Annotated in this window: 16 protein-coding genes, 15 tRNA genes and 1 rRNA gene; 6 read left to right on the top strand and 26 right to left on the bottom strand. The window is 40.0% G+C overall.

Going from position 1 to position 17,984, the window contains the following annotated elements; translation table 11 throughout:
- Positions 1–47: 47 nt before the first annotated feature.
- Entirely contained in the window at positions 48–1,310 is a 1,263-nt protein-coding gene (locus tag ABDZ91_RS04890) for a mechanosensitive ion channel family protein (protein ID WP_343796852.1), read from the bottom strand.
- Between the two features lie 136 nt (positions 1,311–1,446).
- Here ABDZ91_RS04890 and ABDZ91_RS04885 point away from each other — a divergent pair, with 136 nt between their 5' ends.
- From ABDZ91_RS04885 to ABDZ91_RS04875, 3 genes are all read left to right on the top strand, one after another.
- A complete protein-coding gene (locus ABDZ91_RS04885; RefSeq protein WP_343796850.1) occupies positions 1,447–1,869 on the top strand; it encodes a hypothetical protein in 423 nt (140 codons plus the stop codon).
- A 39-nt stretch (positions 1,870–1,908) separates the two neighbouring features.
- Positions 1,909–2,148 carry a ferredoxin family protein gene (locus ABDZ91_RS04880; protein ID WP_343796849.1) on the top strand — a complete coding sequence of 80 codons (240 nt, stop codon included), beginning with the start codon at positions 1,909–1,911 and terminating at the stop codon, positions 2,146–2,148.
- 66 nt (positions 2,149–2,214) lie between these two features.
- Positions 2,215–2,595 (top strand): nuclear transport factor 2 family protein, encoded by a 381-nt coding sequence (locus tag ABDZ91_RS04875; protein WP_343796847.1) that lies wholly within the window; start codon positions 2,215–2,217, stop codon positions 2,593–2,595.
- Between the two features lie 159 nt (positions 2,596–2,754).
- On the opposite strand, the gene ABDZ91_RS04870 is transcribed toward ABDZ91_RS04875, so the two are convergent.
- From ABDZ91_RS04870 to ABDZ91_RS04845, 6 genes are all read right to left on the bottom strand, one after another.
- The gene (locus tag ABDZ91_RS04870; protein ID WP_343796845.1) at positions 2,755–3,570 is read right to left on the bottom strand and encodes a GNAT family N-acetyltransferase; all 816 of its coding nucleotides are present in this window, start codon (positions 3,568–3,570) and stop codon (positions 2,755–2,757) included.
- Positions 3,571–3,896: 326 nt separating this feature from the next.
- On the bottom strand, positions 3,897–4,076 hold the full coding sequence (locus tag ABDZ91_RS04865; RefSeq protein WP_343796843.1) for a hypothetical protein: 180 nt from the start codon (positions 4,074–4,076) through the stop codon (positions 3,897–3,899).
- Between the two features lie 238 nt (positions 4,077–4,314).
- Positions 4,315–4,863, bottom strand: coding sequence for a cupin domain-containing protein (locus tag ABDZ91_RS04860; RefSeq protein WP_343796841.1), 549 nt, complete (start codon positions 4,861–4,863; stop codon positions 4,315–4,317).
- A 105-nt stretch (positions 4,864–4,968) separates the two neighbouring features.
- Positions 4,969–5,706, bottom strand: coding sequence for a class I SAM-dependent methyltransferase (locus ABDZ91_RS04855; RefSeq protein ID WP_343796839.1), 738 nt, complete (start codon positions 5,704–5,706; stop codon positions 4,969–4,971).
- Positions 5,707–5,898: 192 nt separating this feature from the next.
- Positions 5,899–7,725 carry a coiled-coil domain-containing protein gene (locus ABDZ91_RS04850; RefSeq protein WP_343796837.1) on the bottom strand — a complete coding sequence of 609 codons (1,827 nt, stop codon included), beginning with the start codon at positions 7,723–7,725 and terminating at the stop codon, positions 5,899–5,901.
- A 2-nt stretch (positions 7,726–7,727) separates the two neighbouring features.
- Positions 7,728–9,671: an efflux RND transporter permease subunit gene (locus ABDZ91_RS04845; protein ID WP_343796835.1), complete on the bottom strand. Its 1,944-nt coding sequence runs from the start codon at positions 9,669–9,671 to the stop codon at positions 7,728–7,730.
- 330 nt (positions 9,672–10,001) lie between these two features.
- On the opposite strand from ABDZ91_RS04845, the gene ABDZ91_RS04840 reads away from it, so the two are divergent.
- The gene (locus ABDZ91_RS04840; protein ID WP_343796833.1) at positions 10,002–10,508 is read left to right on the top strand and encodes a TetR/AcrR family transcriptional regulator; all 507 of its coding nucleotides are present in this window, start codon (positions 10,002–10,004) and stop codon (positions 10,506–10,508) included.
- A gap of 51 nt (positions 10,509–10,559) precedes the next feature.
- Positions 10,560–11,036, top strand: coding sequence for a glutathione peroxidase (locus tag ABDZ91_RS04835; protein ID WP_343796832.1), 477 nt, complete (start codon positions 10,560–10,562; stop codon positions 11,034–11,036).
- 114 nt (positions 11,037–11,150) lie between these two features.
- Here the strand turns inward: ABDZ91_RS04835 and ABDZ91_RS04830 are convergent, their stop codons facing one another.
- Entirely contained in the window at positions 11,151–11,801 is a 651-nt protein-coding gene (locus ABDZ91_RS04830) for a YdeI/OmpD-associated family protein (RefSeq protein WP_343796830.1), read from the bottom strand.
- Between the two features lie 21 nt (positions 11,802–11,822).
- Complete coding sequence (locus ABDZ91_RS04825; protein ID WP_343796828.1) at positions 11,823–13,922, bottom strand: S9 family peptidase; 2,100 nt, start codon at positions 13,920–13,922, stop codon at positions 11,823–11,825.
- Between the two features lie 219 nt (positions 13,923–14,141).
- Between ABDZ91_RS04825 and ABDZ91_RS04820 the strand changes: the two genes are divergently transcribed.
- Complete coding sequence (locus ABDZ91_RS04820) at positions 14,142–15,101, top strand: 2-hydroxyacid dehydrogenase (protein WP_343796826.1); 960 nt, start codon at positions 14,142–14,144, stop codon at positions 15,099–15,101.
- A 107-nt stretch (positions 15,102–15,208) separates the two neighbouring features.
- Here the strand turns inward: ABDZ91_RS04820 and ABDZ91_RS04815 are convergent, their stop codons facing one another.
- From ABDZ91_RS04815 to rrf, 17 genes are all read right to left on the bottom strand, one after another.
- Positions 15,209–15,757 (bottom strand): hypothetical protein, encoded by a 549-nt coding sequence (locus tag ABDZ91_RS04815; RefSeq protein ID WP_343796825.1) that lies wholly within the window; start codon positions 15,755–15,757, stop codon positions 15,209–15,211.
- Between the two features lie 173 nt (positions 15,758–15,930).
- A tRNA-Leu gene (locus ABDZ91_RS04810) sits at positions 15,931–16,012 on the bottom strand.
- A gap of 11 nt (positions 16,013–16,023) precedes the next feature.
- Positions 16,024–16,097 (bottom strand) — tRNA-Cys (locus ABDZ91_RS04805).
- 16 nt (positions 16,098–16,113) lie between these two features.
- Positions 16,114–16,188, bottom strand: a tRNA-Gly gene (locus tag ABDZ91_RS04800).
- Positions 16,189–16,196: 8 nt separating this feature from the next.
- Positions 16,197–16,268: transfer RNA gene (locus ABDZ91_RS04795), tRNA-Gln, on the bottom strand.
- A 42-nt stretch (positions 16,269–16,310) separates the two neighbouring features.
- Positions 16,311–16,386 (bottom strand) — tRNA-His (locus tag ABDZ91_RS04790).
- A 26-nt stretch (positions 16,387–16,412) separates the two neighbouring features.
- Positions 16,413–16,486 (bottom strand) — tRNA-Trp (locus ABDZ91_RS04785).
- 7 nt (positions 16,487–16,493) lie between these two features.
- Positions 16,494–16,578, bottom strand: a tRNA-Tyr gene (locus tag ABDZ91_RS04780).
- A gap of 32 nt (positions 16,579–16,610) precedes the next feature.
- Positions 16,611–16,686 (bottom strand) — tRNA-Thr (locus ABDZ91_RS04775).
- Positions 16,687–16,754: 68 nt separating this feature from the next.
- Positions 16,755–16,830, bottom strand: a tRNA-Phe gene (locus ABDZ91_RS04770).
- A 159-nt stretch (positions 16,831–16,989) separates the two neighbouring features.
- Positions 16,990–17,066, bottom strand: a tRNA-Asp gene (locus ABDZ91_RS04765).
- 5 nt (positions 17,067–17,071) lie between these two features.
- Positions 17,072–17,148, bottom strand: a tRNA-Met gene (locus ABDZ91_RS04760).
- Between the two features lie 171 nt (positions 17,149–17,319).
- Positions 17,320–17,395: transfer RNA gene (locus ABDZ91_RS04755), tRNA-Val, on the bottom strand.
- Between the two features lie 8 nt (positions 17,396–17,403).
- Positions 17,404–17,478, bottom strand: a tRNA-Glu gene (locus ABDZ91_RS04750).
- Between the two features lie 17 nt (positions 17,479–17,495).
- A tRNA-Ser gene (locus ABDZ91_RS04745) sits at positions 17,496–17,588 on the bottom strand.
- 7 nt (positions 17,589–17,595) lie between these two features.
- A tRNA-Asn gene (locus ABDZ91_RS04740) sits at positions 17,596–17,670 on the bottom strand.
- Positions 17,671–17,675: 5 nt separating this feature from the next.
- Positions 17,676–17,792, bottom strand: a 5S ribosomal RNA gene (gene rrf, locus ABDZ91_RS04735).
- Positions 17,793–17,984 lie beyond the last annotated feature (192 nt).

Genomic DNA, 17,984 nt, shown 5'->3' with positions numbered 1-17,984 from the left:
AGCACCACTTTTTTAGTAGGTGGGACAGGAAACCTGTCCCCTTGTCCCTATTCACCTAGCATGTGGGACACCGAACCTGTCCCCTCTGTCCCTAGGAGTTGTCGGAAGTCGTTTCCGGATGGGTTTTGGAATACTCTTAGTCCGAATTCTGGTGCGACCGCAAATAGGTGGTCGAAGATATCGGATTGGATGGATTCGTATATTGCCCAGCGGATATCGTTGGTGAATGCATAGATTTCTAGCGGAAGACCGTGTTCGGTTGGTTCTAATTGTCGGACCATTAAGGTCATGTCTTGCCTGATTCCTTTATGATTTTGAAGGTAATGGTTGATGTACACTCTAAATACCCCGATGTTCGTTAGAGCTCGCCCATTTACCCGATTTCTTTTATCCACTTTGGCATTGTACTCCGCAATTTCTGTTTCTTTGTTTGTTATGTAAGTGGACAGGTATTGAATGGACTTAAATTTCTCTAGCATTTCTTCAGTACAGAACGAAATACTAGTGGTGTCGATAAATAAAGGTCGCTTGATTCGTCGTCCACCTGCTGCTTCCATCCCTCTCCAGTTTTTAAAAGAGTCGGATACCAGCGCATAGCTTGGAATCGTTGTAATGGTTTTGTCCCAGTTTTGGACTTTTACTGTGTTGAGGGAGATATCAATAATGTCACCGTCTGCCTGATATTTCGGCATTTCAATCCAGTCACCCACACGCACCATATCGTTGGCCGCTAACTGAATCCCCGCTACAAGTCCAAGAATAGAATCCTTGAATACTAAAAGAATTACCGCCGACAGTGCACCAAAACCGCTGAGGAGAATAAATGGGCTTTCCCCGATTAAATCAGCAATAATTACAATACCGCCAAGGATGAACACAACAATTTTAGCTACCTGTATGTATCCCTTTATAGGCTTTGTTTTAGAAATTTCAAAGGTTTGATAAATATCATTAAACGCATTTAAGAAGTTGTTAATGACAATAAGCCCTACAACAATGATATAGGCAATGGCCCCTTTTTCAATGATTGACTGAAATTCTTCAAAGGTTGGGGCAAAGGAATAAATAATGATGGCCGGTACTATGTGGGATAACCGGTGAAATACCTTCCGTTCCAGCAGCTTATCATCCCATGTGAATTTGTTATTTGTTATAAAATGAGTGATAATCCTCATTACGATTTTCTTCGTGATAAAGTTCGCGATGATACAAAGGATGGCTATAAACAGGATCATAATAATAACAGCCATATAATCCGCAAGAACCGGCTCCATCCCGTATTCTATTAGTTTGTTGTAAATCAGATCCATCGTCTTCCCCCTTTTTCTTTCTTTATATTATATCAAAACCGTTCCAACGCATTCTAACGATATCCCTTTAGGGTGTATAGACTATTATCCATATAAACATATTAAAGATATATAGGATTTTAAAGGGGAGTCTATTATGCATAATGCCTCAGAACGGTTACAAATATTGATTGGGGATACTTTACAAATTCTTGATCATATGGAAGTCGATTCTGAACATACAGAATTACTTACTACTATAAAAAATAGATTGAATGAGCTAAAGGGAAAGACTAAAGCGGTCACGAATGACTCCGGTAATCAAAGCCTAAATAGCGTTGCTTCTATGTCTAAAAGCCTGAGTGAGCTAACGGACATGGTTATTCAGCTTGAGGCCAATTTAATGATGGACTATCAAAATTCCACTGGGAACCAGATTGACCAATACCAACAACTGTCCCTTGAAGAACAGTTGGAGCAAACCGAAAACTATCATAATAAAATTGACTACTTAAGTGCTGTTAAAATTCGGGAAAATTTAAACCGGATGAGGGAAGTTTTACTAAGTATTAGGTCTTAGACAGATTCTATATTTCACTTTAAAAGGAGGGCAACCCGTATGCCTTTCGTTATCACATCCCCATGTATCGAAGAAAAAGCGGCAGACTGCGTCGATGTCTGTCCTGTTGATTGTATTGCTGAGGGGGAAGATCAATTTTATATAGACCCAGATATTTGTATTGACTGCGGTGCCTGTGAAGCTGTATGTCCAGTTGATGCTATTTTTCACGAGGAAGAAGTACCTGAGGGAGAAGAAAAGTATATCCAGAAGGCTATTGATTTTTATAATAACCGTTAATGGTAAAATATCGATTGACTCATTTTTCTGTATTCTTTAGACTTTACTTAAAAAGGATGATGAAAAATGAGCACCAATCCAACTTTAAAAGAAAAAGCTGTTTCTTTTTTACAACTTGTAGCCCAAGGGAATATTCGAGAAGCATACGACCGTTACATAGCACCTGACTTTCTTCACCACAATCCATACTTCCCTGGAGATGCAGATTCACTTATGCATGCAATGGAAGAGGACGCTTCCCAGAATCCTAACAAGACACTTGATGTGAAACTAGCCATTCAAGAGAATGATAAAGTAATGGTTTTCTCACATATTAAGCAAAATCCAGAGGATCTAGGATTTGCCGTTGTACATATCTGCCGGTTCCAAGACAACCAAATCGTTGAAATGTGGGATTTAGGACAAGCTGTTCCTGGGGAATCTCCGAATGAGAATGGAATTTTTTAATGTAGGTTTTAGTTAGGTGGTCATCATGGTGGGAGCTATGGTGACCATTTTTCATTTATTTTTATAAAAAAGGGAACCATTCCGACCCTTCAGAAACACAAAAAAAGCGCCATGCTCCAGTTCATTACACTTAATCGCACTAGAGGTAAGCACTTTTTTTCAAATCTCACTATCTCTCATATATAACCCAATCTCATAATACTCTTCAAACCCTAATCCTTTATATACGTTATATCCAGCCACACTTGAGTGAAGAACCGCTAGTTTGTATCCTTTGGATTTAGCTTCTAATAGTGGCACAAAAGTTACCGCTCTACCAAAACCTTTGCCTCTAGCCCTTTTTAGTGTACTCACATTATATATCCCTGCAACGCCTGAGCCATATATGACGGATGATACAGCTACCACCTTGCCTTTGTAACTGGCAAGATAATGTGTGCCGTGTTCTGGCTTTTCTAAGATAGCTTTATTCATCACTTGATATCCTTGCGCAATTTCATCCGTTGCCTCAAAGCCAGATTGCAACACTTCCATAAAGATTGCAAAATCCTTATCCGATTTTACTTCTACTATTTCTAATCCTTTCACTTTCGGTTGCGGTACCCTCAGCTTTTCTAACCTAAGTGCCATTCCGATTGTAAAAATAATTTTCCAAAACCCATTCTCCTCTAAGAAACTTATAAGAGAGTCTGACTGATCCACTCCCGTCCAATTCATCCATAGAAACGGTAGCTTTTTAGCTTGAAAGTATTGAGATATTTCATTCAGAATGTTGGGCAGCTCTTCTTTACTGCAATCTGTAGCTACCACACGGTTAAACAAAGGATGAGGTAAAACACTAGAAACCCATTTGACGCCATCCTTCTCTAGATATTTAAATTTGTTCTTAGGGGCCATTTTATAGAAGTCTTCAAAATTTTCCCGTATTGCCTTTTCTATTTTCCCCTTTGTTAACTCTTCTAAAATCGGTACCACAGCCATCCCCTCGCTTGTCCTAACTACTACACTATATTTAGGGATGTTGAATTTATACCTGTTTTAGTAAAAGGGGCTGACTTAAAATAGAGTTCCTAAATTTATTTGGGTGTAGCTCATAGCTTTCGATAATAAATCCGTAGACCGTACATATGATAAATCGGACATTTGCCCCGAAGCTCATTTTCTGTGGACTTGTACGTTAGTGGTGGTGAAGGAATTTAGTTTTAATTTAGTTTATTTAGGTGAAATCAGGCGGTGAGGTATAACTCCTTATTTTTACATTAAAAAAACCAAGTCCTGAATAGACTTGGTTTTTTTTGATATTAAGGTCCAGTATAGCAAGAAGTTGGGCAGCCTCCACCGCCGCCACTTCCACCGCCGCTACCGCCTCCACCAATTGGATCTTCTAAACTAGGCGGAGTTGCACTTACAGATGCAGCACTGAAACCAATCATCCCAATAGCGAATAGACAAGATAATAAGGCTTTACGAACTCTAGTCATGGAAATTACCTCCCTTTTCTGGATTATATTACCGGTAACATAGTTTAATAGTACTGGTAGAAAAGTGGTAATTCAACCATTTATCAGAATAAACTTAATAATCAGTCTAATTCAGTAAGTTAGTCCTATCACCATTACTAGATATGTAGGTTTTTAGTCCTAAGAAAATAAAAACAGCTTCCCAGCCTCTTTCATATACTCTTGAAAAAAGCTGAAAAACCGTCTATATCTTTTTAAATTATGAATGATGCTCTTCTTCCGCCGCCATTGCCTCAGCTTTTGTTTGATGAACTGTACCAAATGGATGCTGTGGAGGCGCGTAGATGGAGTACATTTTTAATGGTGTATTCCCTGTATTGATGACATTGTGCCATGTTCCAGCTGGTATAATGATAGCAAAATCATCAGAAACTCTTTGTTGGAAATTTAGTTTGTCTTTTCTTTTCCCCATCATTACCATTCCCTGTCCTTCTTCAACACGAAGGAATTGGTCCAAGTTCGGGTGGTTTTCTAGTCCAATGTCTTCCCCTACGTTAATGCTCATTAAAGTCAGTTGTAAGTGGTCTCCTGTCCATAATGCGGTTCGGAACGTATTGTTTTGTTTTGTTGCTTCTTCGATGTTAATAACAAAAGGATTCGGTCCATAATCTTGTACTCTATTTGTGTAATAATGATCCCAGTATTGCTGATTCCAGTAGTTTTGTTGCTGAGGGCCCCAGTTGTATCCCCAATTCGTCTGATGAATCGGACTAGACCATTGATTCTGATAGTATGGATTTCGGTACATACGTAATCTCCTCTCTATTTCCCTAAATGTCCCTACTATCCTATGCACCGTCTAATTTTTGGTAAGTTTTTTATGTAATAATGGGCAGATGTCCCGCGTCCTCACTTATTTTACAGCTTGTATCGTAAACTCCCATGGCATATTTTCATGATTCCAACCGCGGTGTTCGTCAAATTTTTGTAAGGTGAATCCTGATGAAATAACTGAATTTATAATTTCACTCAAAGTATACGGCTTAACCAATACATCAGGGAAATCTTGTTGATCTCGTTCATCGAAAAATTGTTTATAGGCTACATCTCCGCTTTGGACTTCCTGGTCAAAGTAGTTATCCTCATATTGATTATTAGGACCTATGCATCTCCTTAGTGGATGAAAGTCACTTAAGATCATTTTCCCGCCCTCTTTTAAAATCGTAAACAGAATGGTCATGAATTTATCAATATCATGAAAGTAGTGCAATATGCCGCCTTCGAGATAGAGAATATCAAAGTAATCTGCAAATCTATTGATGTCCAAGTCGTAAATATCTCCGACTATGTAATCTATTGAAGTGTTTGCATGGTGAGCTAGCTCAAGGGCATATCTCTTATTTTCCTCTGATATATCAAATAGAGTTACGTCAGCTCCCAGTAGGGATAATGGAACTGCTTTCCTCCCGTTCGATCCACAAATATTTGCAATCTTTAATCCCTCAATGTAGTCAAAGTACTCTTGATGTTTCTTTAAGCTAGCTCTGGGGTTTGCTACTATTTGTTTGGCCCTCTCTATCGGTGAACCGTATTTTTTATTCCAAAACTCGTATGCCCGATATTCCCATGCTTTTTTATTTTGGATATTCATGTCCCTATCCCCCTCTTCCTCATAGCTATATTTTATCTTTATTAAGTGGTATCTGGAAACTTTTAGGGGAGATAAATGAAAAAAGTGCCAGCCTCGTTAAGGGACTGACACCTTTTATAGCATTATTCTCGCATAGCCAAAACCACACGCTCAGATAACCACCACACATCTACTCGCTAATCGAATCCCCACTCAAAACAAAGCCTTCAATCGAGCCCAAAATCCAGTCTCTTCTTCAACCGGCTCTTCCGTTTCAACAGGCTTTTCTACTTTAATGCTCGCCGTCTTGAAGACAAACTGCACGGAATTCACTTTCTCATTCTTCGGAGAAACGAAGGAGACTGGTTCGAAATCGGACTTATCATATTCTTCCATCATTTGATTGACTTCCTCTTTCATTTGGTCAGGTAAATCCTTCGTCGCTTCATAGAGTTCAGATGTACCATCATGCAATTTACCTACACCGTTTTCAAGCTCACCTGTTCCTTCCGATAGAGCTTCGATTCCTTTGTGCATTTCTTGATAGGAGGTCGCTAATTGGCTGATTCCATCGGTATATTCTTCAATCCCTGAATGGAACGCTTTATAGTTGGATGATAGAGCGCTGATTCCTTCTTGTAGTTGTGCTAAGGAATCGGCAGGGTTTGTATCTCCAACAGAGGATAGCCCCTCTGCCATCGTGTCTAAGCTGTTCGCCATTTCAGTCATTCCACCGCTCACTTGCTCTAGTGTTGGCTCGACTGCTGCAAATGCTTCTTTTACAGCCGTGTACGTTCCTTTTGCTTTACGAGCTGCTGCATACGTTTCTACTAATTGATCGACAACCGTTTTGTTGGCCCCGCTCATATAAAGCTGCTGAATTTGCTCTTCTGTAATTTCATGTTCAGGGATGATTGCCATCGCATCATCTAGTGCGAGGTAGGCCATACTGTAATTTTCTTTAAGCGTGGTTAATCCAGCAGACGCTTCTCTTAAACCACCCGCTATTTGCGTAAGCCCTGTCTCAAGTTTTTTCAAATCGCCAAGACCCATATCGCCTGATTCCCCACTTAGCGACTGGTTCAATGTTTCAAGAGCCTGACCTATCGATTCTGATGCATCCACAATTTCCGATGAAGATTCATCAAGTGTTGAAATTCCATCGTTATATTGCTTTGAACCATCACGAAGATCAAACACTCCGTTGTTTAATTTAGACACCCCATCAGCAAATTCTACTACTCCATTGTTCACTTCAAGAATGGCTTTCGTTAAGGTTTCCATATCTCCTGTCATGTTATCAATGTCAGGTGCATCAATCGGCATAGAAGATGGAATCGCTGTAATATCAATGCCATCAAGCTCAAACTTCACAACATCTGCTTCAACGACAAGCTCTTCCTCTTTTTCAGGCATAATGGTAAATGTCACTTGCTTATTTTTACCCGCATTGGCAAGCATCCCATCAGGAGCTTGGATGTTGCTGTATCTTTCTAAATTCAGAGATAAAGAAATTTGTAATAGATAGTTGTTAAAGAAAACAGGATCTACCGCTTCATTTGCAGACGTGGCTATCCGAATTTGGACATGCCCGTCTTTCCCTGCTAGCTCTTTTGGGTCAATCTCTTTTCCATCTAATAAATAGGCAACAGATACATCCCATGGTAAGGATTCCTCATTCATATTCCCTTGATAATAGAATTTGCCCTCTGGAGCTGTGAATTCAACTTCCCCGTCCTTTTGCTGAAGTTCCGCTAAGTCTGTTAAGTTTTTCAAGCTAGAGTATGGGCCATAATCGACTACTTGCCCCGCTTTTTCTATATCTAAAATATTTACCACATAGATTTCTTGTCTTTCACCCGTTGCACTTAGCTTTGCGTAGACGACTTCATCCTTTGAGGAGATGGTCCCTTTATCATGAGAAGTCTTTTCCTCTGTTCCGGATGATTTGGAATCATCTGATGTAGCCGTCACAAACAGGTTTGGCACCACTAAAAGAACAGCTGCCAAGACAAGTAGAATTTTATTTGTTCTCCTCATCATCATTTCCCCTTAAAAAATTTTGCTTTCCATGTTGTTTTTCTAATCCATTTATCAAATACCAATAGCATTGCTGGTAAGAAGAAAACGACCATGACAAATGCGAGTAGCGCTCCTCTTCCTAGTAATAAACCAATAGCGCCAACAATTGGGTTGGAGGATGTCATCCATAAAATGAACCCGACACTGGATAAAATCGAAGCCGAAATCGCAATCGCAAATATCTTTTCATCAAGTGTTTTCTTAATGGCTTCAAGCGCAGGCATTTCTTGTCGATACTCTTTATACGCATCCGTCAGTAGAATAGCGTAGTCGACTGTTGCTGCAAGCTGGATAATGCTGATTAACAAGTATCCCACATACACTAATGAAGAATCTGTAAAGTACGGAACGGATAGGTTAATCCAAACCGCTGACTGAATCGTCGCAATCAGAACAACCGGTATCGAAATAGACTTGAAGGTTACGAATAAAACAAAAGCAATCGTAATCAACGTCAGCATATTTACCAGCTTATTATCCTTTTCAACAGTGTGTTTGATATCAAACAAGGTGACGCTTTCGCCTACCAAGTAAACATCATCACTATAATACTGTTCGGCTGTCTTTTGTATTTGTTCGATTAAACGGAATGCCACTTCTCCCTCGGTTTTTGTATTCGTTTGAAGGATAATCCGGCTGTAATGTTCGGAGTAGAATTGTTCCGTTATCGAAGGATCCAAATACTCTGGCGGAATCACTGCGCTAACGGTATTGACATAAGCAATCACACTCGTCACATGATTGGTCTCTTCTAAATCCTGAACTAATTCCTCTTCTTTGGCGACATCCCCTTTTGGAACGAGTAAAACCATCGGGGTACTCTCGCCGAACTGTTCTTTTATTTTGACAATATCACTACCCGCTCTCGTAGACTCAGGCTGTTCCCCGATTCCATATGTGAAATCAGTCTGACTTTGGGCTAAAAAGGCTGGGACCACCAAAATCAGAACAAGTAGTAGACTTGGTATTCTCATTTTCACTACAGCCTTCCCCACTCCCTTAAACTCTGGGACAAATGGTTTATGCTGTGTTTTATCAATCCATTTATAAAGTAAAAGTGTTAATACCGGTAAAAACACCATCACACTGATAAAGCTTAAAAGAATTCCTTTTACAAGGTTAATACCTAAATCGGAGCCAATTTCAAATTTCATAAACGATAGTGCGATAAACCCAAAAAAGGTCGTGGATGCACTAGCTGCTATTGCTGAAAATGATTTCCCCATTGCCAGCTGCATGGCTTCTTGTGGATCAGCTACTTTTTTTCGATAGTCTGAAAAACTATGAAGTAGAAAGATCGCGTAATCCAAAGATACCGCTAACTGTAAGATAGGAGCGACCGATTGGGTTACAAAGGAAACTTCTCCTAGAAAGATGTTCGTTCCCATGTTAATTAAAACCGATACACCAATCGCTGTTAAGAAGAGCACCGGCTCAACCCAAGAAGTGGTCGACACCACTAAAATGATGATAATAATCGGTACCAATAGTGCGGCTGCATACATGGACTCTGTGCCAGCCATTTTTTGTTGTGTAGCTGTATTCAGTGATTCACCCGCCATGGCGTTATCATCACCAATGAGATCATATATATTATCGGTTACAGCCACTTCATCTCCTTCACGGATACTGAATGAAAATAAAGCTTTGTTATCCTTATAATAGGCTTCCACAACCTCTTCATCCGCCATTTCCAGTGGAGATTTTATATCAATCGCATCATCTAACCAGGTGACATCAGACACCCCATCGATAGCTTCCAAATTTTCTTTAAAAGCAAGAGCTTCCTGTATAGTCACATCATTGATCATGACTCGATTCGTTGGAACGTTACCCTCAAATTCCTGTTCCATAATACCCATAGCGATGGTCGACTGAGCATCTTCTGGTAAGTAATCTTTCATATCGTAGTTAACCGATACACCTAATATGGCGAGCGAACAGATGATGGTTAGGACTGTAAATGTAATCGCTACGGCTTTTTTATGTTTAATAATTCGTGCTGCAATGCCTATCTTCGTTCATCCTCTCTTGCTCTTTTTCTAAGGTCACCATATCATTATATTGAACACACTGTTGTCTAATCAACAAACAGTTCAGTAACATTCGTACATAAACCAACAGATTTACTCATAATGTTGGATAACATAAAAATAGTTAAGGAGCTTACTATGACGACCTCAAAATTGGACAGGAGAAAAAAGTACACACGGATGGTTCTAAAGGATAGCCTCATGAAATTACTCACTGAAAAGCAAATATCTACTATCACTGTCAAAGAACTTTGTGAGCAGGCAGATATCAACCGTTCCACTTTTTATGCCCATTACACCGATCCTTTTGACCTTCTTGATAAAATTGAGGAAGAAATTATAGAGGATATGAAGGTTTATTTAAGTCAGTACAACTATGAAAAAGAAGAAGAAGCCATTAAGATGCTTGAGAAAATGTTAGAATACTTCGCTTCTAAGCAAGAGGTATGCCAAACTCTTCTCAACGAAAATGTAGACACTACATTTCAGAAAAAAATAATGGTATTTGCTCATGACTTTCTTATGAACAATTGGATGGTTGCAAACCAACTGGAAGAAGAATTTTCAAATTATCTAAGAACCTATATCATCAGTGGTAGTATTCATGTCATTAAAAGCTGGCTATACAATGGAATGGATAAATCACCAAAAGAAATGGCGGAAATCATCAATAACCTTATTAACAAAGGGCTTTCTGGTATAAAGTGATACTACCATTACTTAAACGATGTAAAATAGCTTACATAGGAGGATTTGCCAATGACTACGGTGTACGATTTTTCTGTTAAGATGCCGAATGGCTCTCTAAAGTCATTAAAAGATTACGAGGGAAAACCATTAATTGTTGTGAATACAGCAAGTAAATGTGGTTTTACCCCACAATTCAAAGGACTCCAGGAATTGTATGAAAAGTACAAAGAACAAGGCCTTGAAATACTCGGTTTTCCATGTGGACAATTTAACAATCAGGAATATGAAAATATCGAACAAACTACTGAGTTTTGCCAACTCAATTACGGTGTAACCTTCCCGATGTTCGCTAAAATTGATGTGAATGGTAAAGAGGCAGACCCGCTTTTTCAATTTTTAAAAGAACAGAAAAAAGGCATGCTCACGAAAGTCATCAAATGGAACTTCACTAAATTCCTTATTGATCGAGAAGGTAACGTAGTCGAACGCTATGCCCCAACGGTCGATCCAAGCAAGATTGAAAATGATTTGTTAAAAGTGCTTTAAGAAGGTGAGCGTTCATGGAAGTGTTGCGGGGGAAAATAAAAAACTTATTCTCTGCCAAAAATAAACACTCACAAATATTGTAATGACAACATTTGTGAGTGTTTGATTTTGAACCTATTTCTTCTTCTGACGATATAGATCCATCGTTTTATATCCCTGAGATAAAATATCTACCATTTGTTCTTGGCGTTTATCACGTGTCTTCTGCTGCTTAGCGGAAAAGATATACCGAGCCCAATCTCTTTGATAGCCTGGGGTTAGGTCTTTAAAAAACTGAAGTTCATTGGGATGACCCGCTAATAGCCCTTCTACATCTTTGACATTACCCTCATAGTCTGCCACACACTGACTCGCTGCTGTAGACTTCTTCTCTTTCTTTTTTTCACGCTTTAATCCAACGACAGTAAATACATCATCCATACTTACCATCCTTGAAAATTTGATATCACTATTGCCCACATAGCCATCTTCGCCCACTTTCATTGCTGGAAAAATCTCATCCCTGTGAACGAACGTGTCATACTTCTTATTCCCTTTTTTCGGATAGGCAAAAAATAAGTATCCTTTCTCGAGTAACTGTTCCTCTTTTATGATGCGACCAGTATGGTTCACCATTTCATCAACTGTTTCAACAAAAATGAAGATGGCATCATGGCCTCCAGCTAATTTGGTTTTACAACTATTAAATAAATCGTAATCTGTCGGTTGATTTAGAACTGCCATATTTTCATATTTATTTAGTTTTAACTTCGTAATAATGGACATCATTTTCTCCCTTTTATTATTTTATTCTGCATTCACATTATTGACGTTACGGTAATATTCAAACCAAGCTACTAACCTCTCATATCGGTCTACTTGATGAATCGGACGTCCTAAACCGTGGAACTCATCTGGATAGCGAATCATGACAGCTTCTTTTCCTAACCGCTTTAGGGCGATATAAAACTCTTCTGTTTGGGATACAGCAACGCGATGGTCATTCTCTCCATGCATTAACAACATCGGCGTTACCACATTCTCGACATGGCCGATTGGGGAATGTGCGATTAGATGTTCCCCATCTTTCCAAGGCTTGCCGCCGTATTCATATTCATCTGCTAACGTAATATCTGAAGTACCGTAGCCACTTAGCATATTCGTTACACTTGCCCCGGCAGCAATTGCCTTAAAGCGATCTGTTTGGGTTGGAATCCAACAGGACATGTAGCCACCATAGGACCATCCGTGAACAAACATTTGCTCCTCATCCACAAAACCTTTTTCAATAACAGCGTCGACCCCTGCCATAATATCCTTATAATCAAGGTCTCCCCAGTTTTTATCAATGACTGCAGCAAAATCTTGCCCGTATGTCTCACTTCCACGTGGATTCGTATAAAGGACGACATATCCCTTTGCTGCAAAAAGCTGTGCACTGAACATGAAGTTCGGTCCGTAAGCTCCATGTGGCCCGCCATGGATTAACAAAACAAGTGGATAGTTTTTTTTCTTATCAAAATCAGAAGGGTATACCATCCATCCATCAATCGTTGCCTCTCCACTCGGATACGTGATTTTTTCCCAAGCACCGATTTCTAACTCATCGACCAGATCAGCATTCACATTTGTTATTTGCTCCTCATTTTCCTTCCATAAAAACAACTCTTGAGGCAGGGTTGGGTTAGATTTTGCGTAGGCAATCGTATTTTCAGAAACTGCTAGACTAGTAATGGAACCATGCTCATCAATCAACAGAGGCTCCGCTTTTCCTAGTTCAGGGTTCACTTGATAAATGTGACCGGCACCCTTACTCGCAACTAAAAATAAGAGTCGATTTCCTTGCCACGCTTTCCAATTCCCTGCTCTATATCCAACATCAGACCCTTGTCCGCCAATCGTGCGATCTAAAGGCCTTGTTACATTCGTCGCATCCTTCATTTCTAGAGGCTCTGCCTTACCATTTTCAGAGATTCTTTCCACAAAAGAATGAACATTTAACAACCATAAATCCATAGATGTCGAAGCGCCGACGCGTTGATCGTGCCCACCAAAAGCAATAAATTTACCATCCTCTGACCAACTTGGGGCATAGCAAGGTCCTGGTGCACGATAAAGAAGCAGCTCTTTCCCAGTCTCAACTTCAATTAACCACAAATCTGTCCTTTGCTCATGATCTGCATCATCTGTATGTCTACTACCCACCAACACATATTTTCCATCCGGAGATAACGTTCCACCATGATGGTCATAATCTCCCTTAGTTAGTTGTCTGCAATTTGGTTCTTGTCCTTCTTCCACCTGCTCAGGAATAGCTGTAAGGAAGCAATGGTTTCTCACATGACCATAATATCCATGGCCATCCCCTCGGTATTTGAAACGAGTAATCACCTTTACTTCATTATCGTGTTGATCATCATCTTTCTTATCCTTATCCGTCTTCTCTGCTAACTCCTTAATTCGCTTCCGGTCATATTCAGGTGCCCCTTTATAAGGAGTCCATGCTTCCTCCTCCTGGCTAAATACCTCTGCATGGTAAAGGAGGCTCTTCCCATCTGGTGTCCACTCGATTGGACCACTTACTCTTTCCTTTGTTTTAACTTCAAAAGCCTCTCCACCATCCAAAGGTAAAATCCAAACTTGCGGCTTTTTATTACGTGAAGAAATAAACGCTAGTCTGCTCCCATCCGGTGAAAATCGTGGTGTAGAATCCTTACCGGAATTAGTTAATTGTTTTGTCTGATTCGTCTTCCGATTATGTATAAATATATTCGTCACACTCTTATCTTTCTTCTTATCTAGCCCCTTCACTACATAGGCGACATATGTACCATTTGGTGAAAATTGAGCATCACCGGGACCTTTAAATCTGTATAAATCCTCTACCGTCAATCTACGTTTTTCCACAGGTTTCTCCTCCCAGAAATGTTTCGTTTTTCTAACTATAAAACATATTGAATTAGTATTCTAGATATTTACCATAAAACAATAAGAATCGTGATAGTAGAGAATGTAATGTAATAGAGCATTGGTAGATTATTTCTTTTGTTTATTTCATAGCCTCTTTTGTTATTATTAAGGGAGAAAATTGATCATGTAGGTGAATAAATTTAAGGGGCCAACAATATGAAAAATAAAATTGTCGTATATAAAAAACTACCAGAGGATTTGCTTACTTATTTAGAAGATAAATTTGAGGTTCGCTATTTTCCAAATCTTAATGAACAGTCATACCCAAAATTTTTAAATGAAATAAAAGATGCTCAAGGCTTTCTTGGATCAGGGCTGAAAATAGACCAGGAAATCTTAAATTTAGCACCCGATTTAAAAATAGTATCTAATGTATCGGTTGGTTATGATAACCTTAATGTCCCTGAATTAAACAGAAGAGGAATTATGGCCACAAACACCCCTGGCGTATTAACAGAAACCACTGCTGATGCAGTGTTTAGTCTTGTATTAGCAGCGGCAAGAAGAGTACCGGAGCTTGATAACTATGTGAAATCAGGAAAATGGACCGCTTCAATTGATGAGGAGTTATTTGGTGTTGACGTCCACCATAAAACGATTGGGATTATTGGTATGGGTAGAATCGGGCAGGAAGTTGCTAAAAGGGCTCATTTAGGATTTGATATGAACGTTTTATATCATAGTAGAACACGAAAACTAGAAGTGGAACAAAAGCTTGCCGCAACCTATTGCGAGTTAGATGAATTATTAAGTCAATCGCATTTTGTATGTGTAATGATCCCATCTACTCCAACAACAGAGAAGCTAATTGGAGAAAGAGAACTACAGATGATGCGAAGTGATGCGATTCTTATAAACGGATCAAGAGGGAAAAATATAGATGAAACAGCTTTAATTAAAGCCTTAAAACACCAATGGATTTTAGGTGCCGGTCTTGATGTGTATGAAGAAGAACCCATAAATAAAGATAATCCTCTCCTAACCTTACAAAACGTAGTGACACTACCTCATATTGGTTCAGCTACAAAAGAAACAAGATATAAAATGGCACAGCTGGCCATTGAAAATTTAGAGAAAGGGCTAACTGGGGAAACTCCTCCGAACCTCATAAAATGAAACACTCAAAGAGAGTTGCTAAAAGTAGCTCTCTTTTAATCTAATAACCCATTTTATAAAATAAAATAGCACCCTTTAAAAGGATGCTTTAATGCTTTAATGCTTTATCATTTTAATCTTTCTTCAATTTTCAATGTTGGAAAGTAATCTCCATATTCATTGGATTCTTTTTCATTACGATTCATACTAACTGTCCCTACATTAACATATGTTACTGTTAAAACTTCCCAACCCTCATGGTATAGTAGTTCATCGGATAATTGACTGTATCTAGTAACTGCCATATCCTCAGCAGAAAATAAATCATTTGGAGCTAAATCAATCGTTGCATTTATTTCACCATTTATAAAAGAAAAACTATTTAAATTATCATCTTCTCCAAGTGAAGTATACTCAATAAGTTCTTTCACTTCTTCTTCAGTCAGTGGAGTTACTGTTTCTGTGTTTTCTATTGGTTCTTCACTAATCTCTTCTTCTGTATTTACATTTGAGTCTTCTACTGTTTCCGATATTTCTTCTTCTGTGTCATCTTGTTTTATATCTTCATTTTCCTCCTCTATTGGTTCGGATGCTAGCTGAATTTCCCCAGTATCCTCTGAACTACACGCTACTAATAATAGTAAAGTACTTAATAAAATAAAGTATAATTTTTTCATGATGTTCCCCTTTCATCTAGTTGAATATGTTTGTAAAAGTAAAAAAGCAATAATTCACTGTAAAGTTTTCAAACTGTTTGTAGAAAACCTTCTCTTAAGTAGACAAAAAAAAAAGAGCCCTCACGCATTGTGAGAACGCTTGGTATCGTATGCTTATTTCTCGTATTATTTAATACCGGTGGCCGGGGTCGAACCGGCACTCCAGAAGGAACACGATTTTGAGTCGTGCGCGTCTGCCAATTCCGCCACACCGGCAAAAAAGTTATTGGAGGCGCCAACCGGATTTGAACCGGTGATAAAGGTTTTGCAGACCTCTGCCTTACCACTTGGCTATGGCGCCATTTATAAAGAGTCATTGGAGCGGAAGACGGGATTCGAACCCGCGACCCCCACCTTGGCAAGGTGGTGTTCTACCACTGAACTACTTCCGCAAGCTAAGCTGGGCTAGCAGGATTCGAACCTACGCATGACGGAGTCAAAGTCCGTTGCCTTACCGCTTGGCTATAGCCCAATAATAGTATATGAAGAAGTAAATCCATTTGTGTATATAAAATGGGGCGGATGATGGGAATCGAACCCACGAATGTCGGAACCACAATCCGATGCGTTAACCACTTCGCCACACCCGCCATTAAATTTATTGTAGAAATTAAATTGGCAGGGGCAGTAGGAATCGAACCCACACCGGAGGTTTTGGAGACCTCTGTTCTACCGTTAAACTATGCCCCTGTGATCATGGTGGAGGGGGACGGATTCGAACCGCCGAACCCTGAGGGAGCGGATTTACAGTCCGCCGCGTTTAGCCACTTCGCTACCCCTCCACGATCCATATTCAATTACTGTTTAAAAACAGTGGTGCCGACGAGAGGACTTGAACCCCCAACCTACTGATTACAAGTCAGTTGCTCTACCAGTTGAGCTACATCGGCAAGGAAATTTATTATACTACATTTTCATTACTCTTTCTAGAGGTAATGAATTCCATTTAAAATTAAAATGGTGGCTCAGGACGGAATCGAACCGCCGACACAAGGATTTTCAGTCCTTTGCTCTACCGACTGAGCTACTGAGCCAATATGGTTTGCCACCTATTTAAGTTTTGCTTTGTCCTTCACCCAAGTCTCAGGAAGATTATTCAAGATGTTGCTCGACTTGTGTGCTGATGTTTTGCTTCGTAGCTTACTCGTTCGTGCTCTACCGACTGAGCTACTGAGCCAACTTCATAATATAAATGGCGGTCCGGACGGGACTCGAACCCGCGACCTCCTGCGTGACAGGCAGGCATTCTAACCAACTGAACTACCGGACCATTTTTGGTTGCGGGGGCAGGATTTGAACCTGCGACCTTCGGGTTATGAGCCCGACGAGCTACCAGACTGCTCCACCCCGCGATAATAAGAAAAATTCAATTGTATACCCTCGACTTACTTTCGATTAAGAACGACCGTCCTCATTTCAGTAAGATGATTCAAGATGCGGTTCAATGAGTACGCTGAAGCTATCCTTCGAAGCATAATCCGGCGTGCTCCACCCCGCGATAATGGGAATGTATTAAAATTAGATGGTGGAGGATGACGGGATCGAACCGCCGACCCCTTGCTTGTAAGGCAAGTGCTCTCCCAGCTGAGCTAATCCTCCGATATAAGTGGTGACCCGTACGGGATTCGAACCCGTGTTACCGCCGTGAAAGGGCGGTGTCTTAACCACTTGACCAACGGGCCATTTTTGTGAATATGTATGGCGGAGAGCAAGGGATTTGAACCCTTGAGACAGGTTTTGCCCGCCTACACGATTTCCAATCGTGCTCCTTCGGCCACTCGGACAGCTCTCCAAATGGATGGCTCCACAGGCAGGATTCGAACCTGCGACCGATCGGTTAACAGCCGATAGCTCTACCACTGAGCTACTGTGGAATATTCNCTGGCAACGTCCTACTCTCACAGGGGGACAGCCCCCAACTACCATCGGCGCTGAGAAGCTTAACTTCCGTGTTCGGGATGGGAACGGGTGTGACCTTCTCGCCATAGTTACCAGACCTTATTTCTTTGACTGAATTTTTCAAGACATATTCTATTATAATGGGTTTCTTGAATAATTCAAGAGTTATTTTATACCTTTTGAAAGAACCTCGTTCTCTCAAAACTAGATAACTGACTAATGAGGTGTAAGGACCGAATCACCATGTAATTGGTTAAGTCCTCGATCGATTAGTATCTGTCAGCTCCAC

Source organism: Bacillus carboniphilus (assembly GCF_039522365.1).
Lineage (GTDB): Bacteria > Bacillota > Bacilli > Bacillales > JC228 > Bacillus_BF > Bacillus_BF carboniphilus.
This window is presented reverse-complemented; position numbering and strand designations above follow the sequence as displayed.

Bases quoted from the DNA above. Each gene is read 5' to 3' on its own strand.
- ABDZ91_RS04890 (WP_343796852.1), bottom strand. From the start codon at position 1,310: ATGGATCTGATTTACAACAAACTAATAGAATACGGGATGGAGCCGGTT.
- ABDZ91_RS04885 (WP_343796850.1), top strand. From the start codon at position 1,447: ATGCATAATGCCTCAGAACGGTTACAAATATTGATTGGGGATACTTTA.
- ABDZ91_RS04880 (WP_343796849.1), top strand. From the start codon at position 1,909: ATGCCTTTCGTTATCACATCCCCATGTATCGAAGAAAAAGCGGCAGAC.
- ABDZ91_RS04875 (WP_343796847.1), top strand. From the start codon at position 2,215: ATGAGCACCAATCCAACTTTAAAAGAAAAAGCTGTTTCTTTTTTACAA.
- ABDZ91_RS04865 (WP_343796843.1), bottom strand. From the start codon at position 4,076: ATGACTAGAGTTCGTAAAGCCTTATTATCTTGTCTATTCGCTATTGGG.
- ABDZ91_RS04860 (WP_343796841.1), bottom strand. From the start codon at position 4,863: ATGTACCGAAATCCATACTATCAGAATCAATGGTCTAGTCCGATTCAT.
- ABDZ91_RS04855 (WP_343796839.1), bottom strand. From the start codon at position 5,706: ATGAATATCCAAAATAAAAAAGCATGGGAATATCGGGCATACGAGTTT.
- ABDZ91_RS04850 (WP_343796837.1), bottom strand. From the start codon at position 7,725: ATGAGGAGAACAAATAAAATTCTACTTGTCTTGGCAGCTGTTCTTTTA.
- ABDZ91_RS04845 (WP_343796835.1), bottom strand. From the start codon at position 9,671: ATGAAAGATTACTTACCAGAAGATGCTCAGTCGACCATCGCTATGGGT.
- ABDZ91_RS04840 (WP_343796833.1), top strand. From the start codon at position 10,002: ATGAAATTACTCACTGAAAAGCAAATATCTACTATCACTGTCAAAGAA.
- ABDZ91_RS04835 (WP_343796832.1), top strand. From the start codon at position 10,560: ATGACTACGGTGTACGATTTTTCTGTTAAGATGCCGAATGGCTCTCTA.
- ABDZ91_RS04830 (WP_343796830.1), bottom strand. From the start codon at position 11,801: ATGTCCATTATTACGAAGTTAAAACTAAATAAATATGAAAATATGGCA.
- ABDZ91_RS04820 (WP_343796826.1), top strand. From the start codon at position 14,142: ATGAAAAATAAAATTGTCGTATATAAAAAACTACCAGAGGATTTGCTT.
- ABDZ91_RS04815 (WP_343796825.1), bottom strand. From the start codon at position 15,757: ATGAAAAAATTATACTTTATTTTATTAAGTACTTTACTATTATTAGTA.